This window comes from Paraburkholderia graminis C4D1M, assembly GCF_000172415.1.
In the GTDB taxonomy this organism is placed as follows: Bacteria; Pseudomonadota; Gammaproteobacteria; order Burkholderiales; family Burkholderiaceae; genus Paraburkholderia; species Paraburkholderia graminis.
On sequence record NZ_ABLD01000015.1, the window covers coordinates 123,362 to 137,070 of the forward strand.

Here is a 13,709-nt window from a genome sequence, read left to right on the forward strand (position 1 = left end):
CTCGTAAAAACAGGCAGGAAACGCATTTCATGCAGCATAAGCTGGCTCATAACACGGCACGCCGCTTCGACATCGTGGTCGCTGGCGGAGGACTCGTCGGCATGGCCATCGCCTATGGGCTCGTTCGTGCAGGCAAACGCGTGGCCGTATGCGACGGCGCTGACTCCGCGCATCGTGCGGCACGCGGCAATTTCGGGCTCGTCTGGGTACAAGGCAAGGGCGGCCGGTGCCTGCCCTACGCGCAGTGGTCGCGTGAATCGTCCGAGCGCTGGGGCGCGTTCGCCGCGCAATTGCAGCGCAAGACCGGCGTGGATGCGGGCTTCGAACGTCCCGGCGGCATCGAGTTGTGCGAAACCATCGAGCAGCTCGAAGCGGGCCGGCAGTTGCTGGAATCGATTCGCGCGCGCGACGCGTCGCTCACTTATGAGGTGCTCGATATCCATGCGCTGAAGGCGCGCGTGCCCTCGGCATCGGACAAACTGGCGGGCGCGCTGTACTCGCCGCATGACGGACACGCGAGCCCGCTCTATACGTTGCGCGCGATGCAGCAGGCGTTCGCGCTCGCGGGCGGCACGTATCTGCCGCATCATGAAGTCCGCGAAATCCGCCCATATGTGGGCCGCTTCGAAATCGATACGCCGCACGGCACGCTGGAAGCCGAACGCGTGGTACTCGCCGCGGGCCTCGACAACCAGCGCCTGGCGCCAATGGTCGGCATGCTCGCGCCCATCACGCCCCTGCGCGGTCAGATCATGGTGACGGAGCGGCTCGCGCCGTTTCTCGACTATCCGACGCTGGTCGTGCGGCAGACGCCCGAAGGCTCGGTGCTACTCGGCGACTCCGCTGAAGCCGTCGGCTTCGACGACGGCCAGACGCGCGCCGTCATGGCCGATATCGCGCGCCGCGCACGCACCGCATTTCCGGTGCTCGGGCATGCGCGCATCGTGCGCGCGTGGGGCGCGCTTCGCATCATGACGCCCGACGGCCTGCCGGTCTACGAGGAATCGTCCACGCATCCCGGCGCGTTCCTCGCCATCTGCCATAGCGGCGTGACGCTCGCCGCCGCCCATGCCGACGTGATCGCGCCGTGGATCGCGGGCGGCGCGCGACCTTCAATACTTGATCCCTTCGTCGCCACGCGTTTTTCGAATTCGACCGATGCCCACGTACTTTGAATCTCTCGTCACCTTGCCGGCGCCCACGGTGCGCGTCGATATCGACGGCACGCACCGGCATGTGCCGCAGCACTACACGGTCGCCGCGGCGTTGCTCGAAAGCGGCGCGCTCGCCTGCCGGACCACGCCCGTCAGCGGCGCCCCGCGCGGACCGTTCTGCATGATGGGCGTGTGCTTCGACTGTCTCGTCGAAATCGACTGCGTGCCGAACGTGCAGGCGTGCATGACGCGCGTCTGCGACGGCATGCGGGTCCGCGCGATGTCCGGTAAAGCGAGGCTCGCATGATGCAGCGTCCAGTGCAATCGACGTGCGATCTGCTGATCATCGGCGCGGGCCCGGCGGGCATGTCGGCGGCGATCGCTTCGCGCCGTGCGGGTCTCGATGTGATCGTCGCGGACGAAGGCGAGGCGCCCGGCGGACAGATTTATCGCAACGCCGCGCAGTCTCCGCTGAGCGATGCACACGTGCTCGGCGACGAGTATCTCGGCGGACGCACGCTGATCGCGGCTTTCGATGCCAGCGGCGCGAAGCATCTGGCGCGCTGCGTCGTATGGCAGATCGCGCTTGAAAACGGCCGCGCCGTCGCGATGCTCACGCGCCGCGCGCAAGGTGCACAAGGTGCGCAACCTGGCGGCACGCTCGACATCTCGGCGCGCGCGGTGCTCGTCGCGACGGGCGCGCAGGAGCGTCCGTGGCCGGTGCGCGGCTGGACGCTGCCGGGCGTGATGGGTATCGGTGCGGCGCAAACGCTGCTCAAGTCGTCGGGACTCGCGCCATCGCAGGACGCGGTGCTCGCCGGTTGCGGGCCGCTGCTGTGGTTGTTCGCATGGCAGTTGCTGAATGCCGGACGCCGCGTGCGCGCCATCATCGATACGACGCCGCGCGATGCGTGGCGCGCCGCCTTGCCTCATGCGCTGCCCGCGCTTGCAGGCGCCGATTATCTGCTGAAGGGTCTGCGCATGATGCGCGCGGTAAAGCGCGCGGGCATCCCCATTTATCGCGGCGCAAGTGCGTTCTCGATCGAAGGCGAAGAGCGCGCCGAACGCGTGCATTTCGCCGACGAACACGGCACGCGTCGTTCGATCGACACGTCGCTCGTGCTGCTGCATCAGGGCGTGATTCCTTCGACGCAACTGCCCCGCTCGCTCGGTTGCGAGCACGAATGGGATGCGTCGTCGGCCTGCTGGCGCCCGCGCACCGATGCGCACGGACGCAGCACGGTCGAGCACGTATGGATCGCGGGCGACGGCGCGGGCATCGGCGGCGCGAAAGCGGCTGCGCACGCGGGCACGCTTGCGGCACTCGATATCTCGCGCGAACTCGGCGCGCTCGATGCCGCGTCGCGCGATGCACGCGGCCGTCGCTCGCGGCTCGCGATGAAACGGCATCTCGCCGTGCGCCCGCTGCTCGACGCGCTCTACACGCCGCCTGCCGCGCTGCGCCGCCCCGCCGACGACGTCATCGTGTGCCGTTGCGAGGAAGTCACGGCGGGCGAGATTCGCGCGATCGCGGCAATCGGCTGTCAGGGGCCGAACCAGATGAAGGCGTTTTCACGCTGCGGCATGGGTCCGTGTCAGGGCCGATGGTGTGGCGCGACGGTCGGCGAACTCATCGCGCAGATGCAGGAACGCGCGGTCGGCGACGTCGGCTACTACCGCATTCGCGCGCCGATCAAACCGGTTACGGTCGACGAAATCGCCGACTCCATCGCGCTCGGCGACGACTTCACTCGCGGCGAATTTCCCAGTTGATCCCATCCATCGCAGACGAAACGAATCGCACCACAACCACACCACATCACATCACACACGGAGCCTCTATGAAGACCACACGCGTAAAGACGATGTTGAGCGCCGCCCTGCTCGCCCTGATGGCCGCGAGCACGATGGCATCGGCCAAGGAGTGGACCACGATCCGCATCGGCGTCGACCCGACGTACCCGCCGTTCGAATCGATCGCAAAAGACGGCACGGTCGTGGGCTTCGACGTCGACCTCGGCAATGCAATCTGCGAGAAACTGAAGGCGAAGTGCGTGTGGGTGCAAAGCAGTTTCGACGGACTGATTCCCGGCCTTCAGGCGCGCAAGTTCGACGTGATCCTTTCGTCGATGGCGGCAAACGCCAAGCGCCGCGAACAGATCGACTTCACCGACCGGCTGTACCGCAACCAGACGCGCCTGATCGCGAAGGACAGCGCGCATCTGCTGCCCGAAGCGTCGAAGCTCGCGGGCAAGCGCGTGGCGGTCGAGCAAGGCACGGTGCAGGAAACGTATGCGCGCGAGAAGTGGGCGTCGTCGGGCGTGGAAGTGGTCGCGTATCCGAGCTACGACCAGGCTTATTCCGACTTGACGGCGGGGCGCGTCGATGCGGTGCTGATGGACGCCGTGCAGGGCAAGCTGGGTTTTCTCGCGACGCCGGCCGGCAAGGGCTTTTCATTCGCAGGCGATGTGGTCTACGACGCGAAGATCATGGGCGACGGCGACGCGGCGGGCGTGCGCAAGTCGGAGCCGCAACTGCGCGATGCGTTGAACGGCGCGATTGCCGAATTGCTCAAGGACGGCACGTATCGCAAGATCGAAGCGAAGTACTTCGATTTCGACATGTACGGGAAGTAACATCCGTTTTTCTCGCTTGTTGCGTATGTACGCGCCGGATAGCCGCATCCATTGAACACCGGCGCATCGATCCAGCTAAAGAGTAGCGAGCGTCGCCTCGCTCTTCCCCGCCCCAACACCAAATCTCCACTAAACGGCTCCGTAACCTCCACGTCACGTTCGCCCACGACAATGCGCCATCTTTGACCCTCAGGATGGAGTTGGCATGTTTGCGTCACGAAGCCGTTTTCCGCTGCACGTCGCAGCGTTGTCGAGTGCGATCGTTCTGGCTGCCTGCGGCGGCGGCGGCGATGTCGTCGCCACTAATACGCCCGTCGCGGCCGTGCCGGCGCCGCCGGCCGATCCCGGTTTCGTCGACAGCGCGCCCGTGCCTGGCGTGCCGGCCTTCGTCGATAACATCGCGACGAACCAGCGCGGCGACGCGCGTTATGCGACGCTGTCGACCAACGCCGCGGTGCGTGTCGTGAGCCGCTTTCTCGACCTCTGGCAGCCGTCGACGATGCTGGTCGACGCGGGTGTGAGCGCGCCGGCCAACGGCGCGTTTCCGGCGATCGTACCGTCGACCTGCTCCGGCCTGCCCGCCAGCGGCACGCCGTGCGGCACGATCCTGAACAGCACGGTGCTGGGCGCCAACGTTCAATACGTGATCGACGCGACGACCGCGCGCACGCCGCAGCAGGCCGACGCCGCGTATTTCGACGACCGCCGCGGCAAGGGCTACAGCGTGACCGACGGGATGGGCCCGCTCACCGCCGCATGGCGCACGGCGGCGCAGCAGACGACCAGCATCACCAGCGTGCCGCCGGATGCGACGACCGTGCTGTACAACGACTCGGGCAATAACGTCGGCGTCGGCGGCAGCACGAACGCGAGCTTCGGCAAGGTCGTCGATCTCTTGAACGAGATGGGCAACAACGCATCGACGGAACCAGCGAAACGCTTTTACAAGTACGCACGGCCGTACCGCTGGAGCTCGAGCGTCGTGGTCGCGCCGACGCTCGTTCCCGCGGAAAGCACGACGCCCGCGACCGACGGCGGCTTCATCAGCGGTCACGAGGCCGAAGCGATGCGCGATGCGACGACGATGGCGTGGCTCGTTCCCGAACGATTCCAGGAAATGGTGAGCCGCGGTCTCGAACTCGGCGAGAACCGGATTCTCGCCGGCATGCACTCGCCGCTCGACGTGATCGGCGGCCGGATGCTCGCGCTCGCCGCCAGCGCGGCGAACCTGAACACGTATGCAAGCGACGCGCAGGCCGCCTACGTTCAGGCTCACCAGGCGCTGCAGCAGCTCAGCGGGACCAACGGCGCGAGCTTCGCCGCATTCGCTCGTTCGGGCACGGCGGCAACCGACCGCTTCGCCGATTACACCGCAAATAAAGCGGCATTCACGCGCCGCATGACGTTCGGCTTCGGCCCGATCGCATCGACCGATGCGCCGCCGCTTGTGCCCAAGGGCGCGGAAATTCTGTTGCAAACGCGCTTCCCGTACCTGAGCGCGGACCAGCGGCGCGTCGTGCTGAAGACGACCGAGATGCCGTCCGGCTATCCGGTGATGGACGACGCCGAAGGCTGGGGCCGCCTGAACCTGTTCGCCGCCGCCGACGGCTATGGCGCGTTCAACGGCAACGTGATCGTGTCGATGGATGCGTCGCAGGGCGGGCTCAATGCGGCCGACGTGTGGCGCAACGATATTGCCGGTGCAGGCAAGCTGACGCTGCAAGGCTCGGGCACGCTGACGCTGTCGGGCAACAACCGCTACACGGGCGGCACACAAGTCAGCGGCGGCACGCTCGCGGCGGGCTCGGCGAACGCGTTCGGCAGCGGCGACGTGTATGTCGGCTCGGGCGGCAGCGTGAAGATCGCGGCCGGCGTGCCGGTGACGATCGCGACGCGCTACACGCAGCTCGATAACACGACGCTCGAACTCGACATCGACGGCAACGGCGGCGGGCGTCTGCGTGTGGGCGGCACGCTGAGCGTCGCGGGCGGCACGCTGCATGTGAAGTTCGTGAACGGCTATGCGCCGAAAGCCGGCGACACCATCGCGCTGATCGACGGCGCGGCCGGCTCGGCGAAGTTCTCGACGGTGACGGTCGACGGCTTCAAGGCGACGCCGGTTTATACGGGGACGGGCGTGTCGGTGAGGTTGTCGGCGGCGTAATGGTTGTGGCTGTGCGGTGAACCGCGACGAGACGTTCGCTACTTCGAACGTCTCGTCTCCTCGCGCATCCTAGTGCGCACCTGCCGCCGCCCCGCCGCCACCGCCCTTGCCCGGCTTCGTGAGCCAGATCAGCGGAATGATCACGATAAAGATCATCGACGAAAGCCAGAAGATGTCGTTCAGCCCGAGCATCGCGGCCTGTGCATTCAGCGAGCGCTCGAAGAACGCCGCCGCCTGATCCATGTTGCCGCCGAGCGTCGTATGAATGTCCGCGAGCGCGGACGTATAAGCCGGATTGTTGACGCCCGACTGTTCCGCGAGTTGCGCGTGATGAAGGATCGTCCGGTTGTTCCAGCCCGTCGTGATCAGCGACGTGCCCACGCCGCCCGCGAATACGCGCACGAAGTTCGACAGGCCGGCGGCCGCAGGAATTTTATCGGGCGACAGTCCCGACAGAATGATCGCGGTAAGCGGCGTGAAAAAGAGCGCCATCGGAATGCCTTGCAGCAGCGTCGGCAGCACGAGCGTATAGGTGTCGACGCCCGTCGTGTAATGCGAGCGCATCAGGAAAACCGCGGCAAAACCGACGAAAGCCAGCGTCGCGAGCACGCGTGCATCCGTCTTCGGCATGATCTTCGCCATCACGGGCGCGAGCAGCACCGCGAAGATGCCGAGCGGCGCGGTGACCAGACCGGCATCCACCGAACGATAGCCGAGATAGCCCTGAATCCATTGCGGCAGAATCACGAGGTTCGCGAAGAACACCGCATACGCGACCGAAATCGCAATCGTGCCGCCGCGGAAATTGCGTACCGCGAAGAGCCGGAGATCGACGATCGGATTCTTTTCGGTGAATTCCCAGATCAGGAAAAACACGAAGCTGACCGCCGCCACGGCCGCGAGAATGCAGATCACCGGCGAGCTGAACCAGTCGAGGTCCTTGCCCTTGTCGAGCATGATTTGCAGCGACGCAACCCATGCGACGAGCGACATCAAGCCCACTTTGTCGATGGGCAGTTTGCGCGCCGGCGTCTCGCGGTCGCGATAGATAAACCACGTCACGGCCGCAGCAAAGAGACCCACCGGAATGTTGATGTAAAAGATCCACGACCAGCTGTAGCTGTCGGTGATCCAGCCGCCCAACGCCGGACCGGCAATCGGGCCGACCGTGGCCGTCATCGCCCACAACGCCAGCGCGGTCGAGCTCTTTTCCTTTGGATACGAGCCGAGCAGAATCGCTTGCGACAACGGAATCAGCGGACCGGCCACGGCACCCTGCAACACGCGCGCGGCGAGCAGGATCACCAGGTTCGGCGCGACCCCGCACAGCCACGAAGAAAATACGAACAGCACGATCGCGGCGACGAACAGCTTGATTTGACCGACGCGCTGCGTGAGCCAGCCCGTCAGCGGAATGGCGACTGCATTCGCCGCGGAAAACAACGTGATGACCCACGTGCCTTCATCGACGGATACGCCGAGGTTGCCCGAGATAGTCGGAATCGCAACGTTGGCGATGGACGAGTCAAGCACGTTCATGAACGTCGCGAGGGCGACGGCGAAGGTCGCGAGAACCAGCTTTGCGCCGCTCAGCGGCGGCGGTGCGAGTTGCGTCGAGGAATTCATCTTACTTCCAGTACGAAGTCGCGAACAGGCCGGCAATGCGTATCTGACCCGTCAGCTAAATGGATAAATGAAGACGCGATAACGAACGGCGTCACGTTCTGCACTTCAGCCCGCGCGTTTTGGCATGGCGGCGCTGTTGCGCTTGTCACGCGTGCCCTGTGCCGACGATACGACACGCTCCGTCGGTCCCGGATGCGCGACAACACTATTCCGTTCGATGATCTTCTGAATCTCCGCATCAGCCTGAGCCCCGTATTGCGCGAAAACGTCCGTGCGGTACGTCGTATTCACGGCCGCGCCGAGTTGCGCGCCGGTGCTATCGCGCGTATCCACATCGACCTGCATCGACAAGCCGATTCGCAGCGGATGCGCTTGCAGTTCCTTCTGATCGAGTTCGATGCGCGCGGGCAAACGCTGAACCACCTTGATCCAGTTGCCGGTCGCGTTCTGCGCGGGCAACGTCGCAAAGGCGCTACCCGTGCCCGCCGAAAAGCCGACCACGCGGCCGTGATATTCGACCTTGCTGCCGTACACGTCGGCCGTCAGTGTGACGGGCTGGCCAATACGCATGTTGCGCAACTGGCTTTCCTTGTAGTTGGCATCGACCCAGACGCCGTTGAGCGGCACTACCGCCATCAACGGCGTGCCCGGCGATACCCGCTGGCCCACCTGCACCGAGCGCTTCGCCACATAGCCGGTGACGGGCGCGGGCAACGTGTTGCGTGCATAGGCGAGGTACGCGTCGCGCACTTTCGACGCCGCCGCCTGCACGCTCGGGTGCTGTTCGATTGTCGTGTGGTCGGTCAGCGCGCGATTGGCTTCCGCCTGCTGACGCGCGGCGTCGAGCGCGGCCTGTGCGGCGGTCACCGTGTCGCGTGCATGCGCGATGTCTTCCGCGGACACCGCGCCCGTGTCGGCGACGGCCTGGCGGCGGCGCAGATCGTCTTGCGCCCGAGCCAGATCGGACTGTTTCTGCGCGATGTTGGCGGCGTAGAAATCGTTGTTCACGTACAGGCTGCTCACCTGGCGAACGGTCTGCCCCAGCATCGCTTCGGCGTTGCCGAGCGCGACTGTGGCGTCCGCGTTATCGAGCGTGACGACAGGGTCGCCCGCCTTCACGATCTGCGTGTCGTCGGCGTTCACCGCGACGACCGTACCGGTTACTTGCGGCGTGAGTTGCACGAGATTGCCGCTTACGTAGGCGTCGTCGGTCGTCTCGTGATAACGCGCATAGGTCATGTAATAGGCACCGTATGCCGCAACCGATACGACGACGGCCGCACCAAGCAGCGTGAGCAGCAGTTGGCGCTTGCGCGAATTCGGTTCGCTCGCGGCGGTGGGCGCGGTGGCATTGGGCGCCGTCGCTGTGTCTACGTTGGCGGGCGCCGCATGCGTCGCGTCGCGCTCCGGCGTGTTGATTTCACTCATGTCGATTCTCCAGGCAGATTCGGTCGTGGTTATTCGGAAGGCCGCTCAACGCGCGGCGTCAACGGATGGATTCGATGCTTGCGTGCGCCCCGCATCGGTGTTCGATGTATCGACGAAGCCGCCGCCAAGCGCGGAAGCCAGCGCAATCTGCTGATCGCGGCGGCTCATGCGCAGATTTGCCACGGCCTGATCGGCGGAAAGCGCGTTGACGTCGGCGTTCAATACGGTCAGTTGATTCGTCAGGCCCGCCTTGTATTGCACGAGCGCAAGTCTGTCGGCCTCGCGCGCGGCGTCCTGCGCCGCCTGTGCATCGACAAGCTGTGCATCGGTCGAGCGCACATTGGCCAGTTGAGATGCGACCTCGCTCAGCGCCGTCACGAGCGTCTGGTTGTAGGTCGCGACCGCATAGTCGAAGTCGGCGTAGCGGCCCTTCAACTGCGCCCGCAGTGCGCCTGCGTCGAAGATCGGCAAGTGGATTGCGGGACCGGCCGATGCCGTTCGGCTAGCCGCCGTCAGAAAGCGGCCAAAGCCGAACGCGTCGAGCCCGATTGCCGCGCTCAGGTTGATGTCGGGATAGAACTCGGCCTTCGCTTCCTTCACGTCGTGCGTCATCGCGTCGACGCGCCAGCGCGCGGCCACGATGTCGGGGCGGCGGCTCACAAGATCGGCGGGCAGGTTGTCGGGCAGACGGACTTCGTCGCCGAGACCGAGCGACGGCCGCGCAATCTGCAACCCGCGGTCCGGGCCCGCACCGAGCAGCGCGGCGATCTGGTAGCGCGTCGCGAGAATCTGTCCGTCGAGCGACTTCAGCGCGGCACGGCTCGTCGCGAGATTGGCCTGCGCCGTCTTGCGTTCGACTTCGGTATCGAGCCCGGTCGCAATGCGCCCCGCGGTAATGCGCTCGATCTGCTCGCGCTGCGTGACTTCCTGCTGCGCAATGTCGCGCAACAGATAGAGGCGCGCAAGCTGGTTGTACGTGCGTGCAATCGACGTCGTCAGCGTCAGCTTCACGACCTCGGCATCGGCCTGACTCGCTTGAAGTTGCGAAATCGCGGCCTTCAGCGCTTCGCGATTCTTGCCCCACAGATCGAGATCGTATGAAGCATTCAACAAGCCCTTGTTTTCCGTTTGCCACGAGCCGCCGTACGGAGGCGGAACGAGCGCCGTGCCCGAGAATTGCTGACGCGTCAGCGAATAACTCGCGTCGACGCGCGGCATCGTGCCGGCCTTCGCGGTTTCGCTATAAGCAGCGGCCGCCGAGACGCGGGAGCGCGCCTGATCGAGCGTCGGGCTGCTCTTCAGCGCTTCGTCGATCAGCGCTTTCAGTTGCGCGTCGCCGAACTGGTCGGCCCAGTCCGCTGCGGGCCAGTGACCTTGTTCGGCGGGAATGCTTTGTTGCGTGGCGTACTGCTGCGGGCCGGCAGTCTTTGCGTCGCTGTGGATGCCCGCATAATTCGCGCACGCCGACAGCACCGCGGCAAACATGATCGACACACCCGCTTTCAGCAGCCGTGAAGCGCGCCGTTCTTTCTTTAACTCGTTTCTCATTTGCTGACCTGTCAGATATATGGTTAAAAAAAAGCGCTCAGTCGCTCAGAAACTTGCCAAGCAGACGGCGCAGTTCATTGAATTCGTCGTGAGTGAAGCACTCGAGCCGGGCATTCAGCACATCCGGCACAATCTCGGCGATACGCAGCGCAACGTCGCGGCCCGCTTTCGTGAGTTCGACGTTGACGACGCGGCGGTCGCCCGTGCTGCGCGAGCGCGTCAACAGGCCCCGCGTCTCGAGTTTGTCGAGTGTGCGCGACATCAGGCCGGTATCGACGCCGAGATGACGCGACAGCGCCGCCGGTGTCGTGTCGATGCCCTGCAGTAGCGACAGCAAAATGCCGACGTGATGCGCGCGCACATTCAAGCCCTTCACCGCCGCGTCCATGTGCATCGCCATCAGATTGCGCGCCTTGCTGATCGCAAAGCCGACGCTATCCGTCAAATGAAAGTCAGCCTTTGAATAGTGCGACATGCGTTGCTCCTCGTTGCCTGCCGACACAATAGTTGACATGTCAGATACTATCAACGGCGCCACATGGAACTCATTGTTTCATTGGCGGCGACAGTCTTTAGTTTTGCGGAGGCACGGGCGAAGCAGACGGAGCAGAGGGCGAGCGCCGCGTTCAGTCGCTCAGGAATTTGCGCAGCAAACGGCGCAATTCAACGAGTTCGGATTTTGTGAAGTCGTTCAGACGTGCGTTCAGCACCGCGGGCGCGACGTGAGGAATCTGATCGGCGACGGCGACGCCCTCTTTCGTGAGTGAAAGATTGACCACGCGGCGGTCCGTCTCGTCGCGCGAGCGCACCAAAAGGCCCTTGGTTTCGAGCTTGTCGAGCATGCGCGTCATCAGGCCCGTATCGATGGCAAGCATTTTCGACAGTTCGAACGGCGTCGACGCGAGGCGCTGACGAAGCGTCAGCATGATGCCCATTTGCTGGCTGGAGATGTCGAGTTCCTTGAGCGCCGCGTCCATTTCGGCGACGATCAGGTTGCGCGCCTTCACCAACTGGAAGCCCACGCTCTCCGTCAGCCTGAAATTGTCTTTGGTGTAGTGACGCACGCGAGGCCTCCTGAATGATCCGATATAACTGACCAATCAGATATTATCAAATCAGGCCTCGGGACATCGGCGTTCGGTTTACCGCGGTGCGCGCACTCAGCGTCAGATACGAGCGTAAATCGAACTGCCGATCGTCAGCGTCGTCGCGCCAGGCGACGCAAAGCGGATCTCGTACAGGTCGCGTCCAAAGTTGCCCGGCACTTTGACGGACATGCCGCCGAGCGTATCGCTCACCAGCACGAACAGCTCGTAGCGAAGATCTTCGTTGCCGAACAGCACGTAGCCGGGAAGTTCAGCCAGGGTCGCGAAAAACGCCGGCGGATTGCCAAGAACGACAATCGGCACGGCGCTCGGCGAATCGTTGGTCAAGGTCCATTGCGTGCCGACGCGTTGCTGCCACGCGCTGTCGAGCGGCGCCAGCGGTGCCAGTTGCTGACCGACCGGCAGCGTCAGATACGCGTAGCCCGCGCCCGGCACGACCCGCTTCATCAGATAGCGATAGTTGAATGCATTGCCCTCGCTGTCGTTGCCCGACACGACGGTGAAGCGGTACGACGCCGTATCGGCAGCGCTCCACCACCAGCCGTCGCTGCGGTACTGGTATGCGCCGATCTCGGCCCAGCCTCGCGTATCGGCGTCCCACTGGTTGATCTGCAGACTGCCGTCCGCATTGGCGAGCACCTGATACGGCGAATCGGAATTGCCGTAAATGCCGGCGCCGCCCGCGATGCCCGGCCCCGATGCGGCCGGCGGCGCCGTGTTGGCGAGCTTCGCCGGCAGCGACGCAATCGTGCCGTCTTCCTTCAGCGCCGACAGCACCAGCGTTTCGGCAATCGCACGCGCGTTGTATCCGGCATTGCCGGTCACCATCAGCGCGAACTTCGCATTAGGCACGACGAAAAATTCGGTCGAGTAGAACGCCGTGCCGCCGTCCTTTTCCCAGCCGAGCACGCCTGCGGCGTTGAGCGCGGGCTGGACCACGCTGTCCCAGCCGAGACCCCAGCGCCATTCGGGCGACGGGTTGATCGTCAGGCTTTTCGTCTGGTCGGCGCCCATCTCCGCGATGCCCGCCGCGGACACGATGCGCTGTCCCTGGAATACGCCACCGCCGTAGATCATCTGCGCGAGATTCATCATGTCGGCGGGCGTCGAACTCAGTCCGCCGGTCGCGTACGCATTGACGAATTCCTGATGCTGCGCGCCCTTCACGTACGGCAGCGAGAACGATCCATCGGACGGCACACTCGTCAGATAGCTGGAGTTCGTCATCTTCAGCGGCGCGAGAATCTCCGACTGCACGAAGTCCGCGAAACTCCGGCCCGTCACGGCGAGCACGATCTGCTCGACCATCGTGAAGCCGTCGTTGCAATAGACGGCCAGCTCGCCGGGCAAATGCTTCAGATGCGAGTTGGCGAGTTCGGCTTGCGTGTCGGCGGCGTAACCCGCGACCGGCTCAAACGTGAAGAGATTGCGCCCGTTCGTGCCGGGCAAACCGGATGCGTGCGAGAGCAAATGACGCGTGGTGATCCGCGCGTATTCCGGAGACAGCATCGTGAAGGCCGGCAGATATTTGACGATCGGCGTGTCCAGCGTGATGAGCCCGCGGTCGACGAGGATCGCCGCCGCCAGCGCCGGAAACAACTTGCTGACGGAGCCGATGTTAAAGCGCGTTTGCGGCGTCGCCTTGATCTGCCCCGGCACCGACGCCACACCGAACGCCTGCTGCCAGACCACCGCGTTGCCCTTGACCATCGCGACGGAGATTGCCGCGACAGGAGTCGACGGATCGCTGACGGCCTGCTGGATCATCTGCTGACCGAGTGCAATGGTCTGCTGATAAGGCGTCGACTGCACCTCGTCGCTGCCGCAACCGGGCAGCATCGCGGCGAGCACGCCGGCGCCGGTGTAGCCGAGAAACTGCCGCCGGCCTGTGTTGAACGGAACCTCGTGATTGCGATCGTAGCTGGCCACGGCATTCCCCTTCGTTCTGGTTTGTTTCCAGGACCTGCAAAAGGCGCTTTGTTCAACCGCTTGTTCAACCGCTTTCTTCAACCACGGGCCGCCGACGCGGCAAACACAGGCTTCACCA

11 protein-coding genes are annotated in these 13,709 nt (G+C 64.5%); 5 read left to right on the top strand and 6 right to left on the bottom strand.

Annotated features, from left to right (window positions below; genetic code table 11):
• Positions 1–29 precede the first annotated feature (29 nt).
• The 5 genes from BGRAMDRAFT_RS22025 to BGRAMDRAFT_RS22045 all read left to right on the top strand — a co-directional run bounded on the left by BGRAMDRAFT_RS22025 (position 30) and on the right by BGRAMDRAFT_RS22045 (position 5,954).
• The gene (locus BGRAMDRAFT_RS22025) at positions 30–1,175 is read left to right on the top strand and encodes an NAD(P)/FAD-dependent oxidoreductase (protein ID WP_006051042.1); all 1,146 of its coding nucleotides are present in this window, start codon (positions 30–32) and stop codon (positions 1,173–1,175) included.
• Positions 1,159–1,461, top strand: coding sequence for a (2Fe-2S)-binding protein (locus tag BGRAMDRAFT_RS22030; RefSeq protein ID WP_006051043.1), 303 nt, complete (start codon positions 1,159–1,161; stop codon positions 1,459–1,461). The genes BGRAMDRAFT_RS22025 and BGRAMDRAFT_RS22030 overlap by 17 nt, the downstream gene beginning before the upstream one ends.
• A complete protein-coding gene (locus tag BGRAMDRAFT_RS22035; RefSeq protein ID WP_006051044.1) occupies positions 1,458–2,927 on the top strand; it encodes an NAD(P)/FAD-dependent oxidoreductase in 1,470 nt (489 codons plus the stop codon). Before BGRAMDRAFT_RS22030 ends, BGRAMDRAFT_RS22035 begins: the two co-directional genes overlap by 4 nt.
• Before the next feature lie 68 nt (positions 2,928–2,995).
• On the top strand, positions 2,996–3,790 hold the full coding sequence (locus BGRAMDRAFT_RS22040; RefSeq protein WP_006051045.1) for an ABC transporter substrate-binding protein: 795 nt from the start codon (positions 2,996–2,998) through the stop codon (positions 3,788–3,790).
• A gap of 205 nt (positions 3,791–3,995) precedes the next feature.
• Positions 3,996–5,954: an autotransporter-associated beta strand repeat-containing protein gene (locus BGRAMDRAFT_RS22045; protein WP_006051046.1), complete on the top strand. Its 1,959-nt coding sequence runs from the start codon at positions 3,996–3,998 to the stop codon at positions 5,952–5,954.
• A gap of 69 nt (positions 5,955–6,023) precedes the next feature.
• On the opposite strand, the gene BGRAMDRAFT_RS22050 is transcribed toward BGRAMDRAFT_RS22045, so the two are convergent.
• The 6 genes from BGRAMDRAFT_RS22050 to BGRAMDRAFT_RS22075 form a co-directional block, all read right to left on the bottom strand.
• A complete protein-coding gene (locus tag BGRAMDRAFT_RS22050) occupies positions 6,024–7,580 on the bottom strand; it encodes a DHA2 family efflux MFS transporter permease subunit (protein ID WP_006051047.1) in 1,557 nt (518 codons plus the stop codon).
• Positions 7,581–7,685: 105 nt separating this feature from the next.
• Positions 7,686–9,008 carry an HlyD family secretion protein gene (locus BGRAMDRAFT_RS22055; protein WP_006051048.1) on the bottom strand — a complete coding sequence of 441 codons (1,323 nt, stop codon included), beginning with the start codon at positions 9,006–9,008 and terminating at the stop codon, positions 7,686–7,688.
• Positions 9,009–9,053: 45 nt separating this feature from the next.
• Positions 9,054–10,556: an efflux transporter outer membrane subunit gene (locus tag BGRAMDRAFT_RS22060; RefSeq protein WP_006051049.1), complete on the bottom strand. Its 1,503-nt coding sequence runs from the start codon at positions 10,554–10,556 to the stop codon at positions 9,054–9,056.
• A 37-nt stretch (positions 10,557–10,593) separates the two neighbouring features.
• Positions 10,594–11,031 carry a MarR family winged helix-turn-helix transcriptional regulator gene (locus BGRAMDRAFT_RS22065; protein ID WP_006051050.1) on the bottom strand — a complete coding sequence of 146 codons (438 nt, stop codon included), beginning with the start codon at positions 11,029–11,031 and terminating at the stop codon, positions 10,594–10,596.
• A gap of 151 nt (positions 11,032–11,182) precedes the next feature.
• Positions 11,183–11,620 carry a MarR family winged helix-turn-helix transcriptional regulator gene (locus BGRAMDRAFT_RS22070; RefSeq protein WP_006051051.1) on the bottom strand — a complete coding sequence of 146 codons (438 nt, stop codon included), beginning with the start codon at positions 11,618–11,620 and terminating at the stop codon, positions 11,183–11,185.
• 102 nt (positions 11,621–11,722) lie between these two features.
• Positions 11,723–13,591: a serine hydrolase domain-containing protein gene (locus tag BGRAMDRAFT_RS22075; protein ID WP_044021624.1), complete on the bottom strand. Its 1,869-nt coding sequence runs from the start codon at positions 13,589–13,591 to the stop codon at positions 11,723–11,725.
• Positions 13,592–13,709 lie beyond the last annotated feature (118 nt).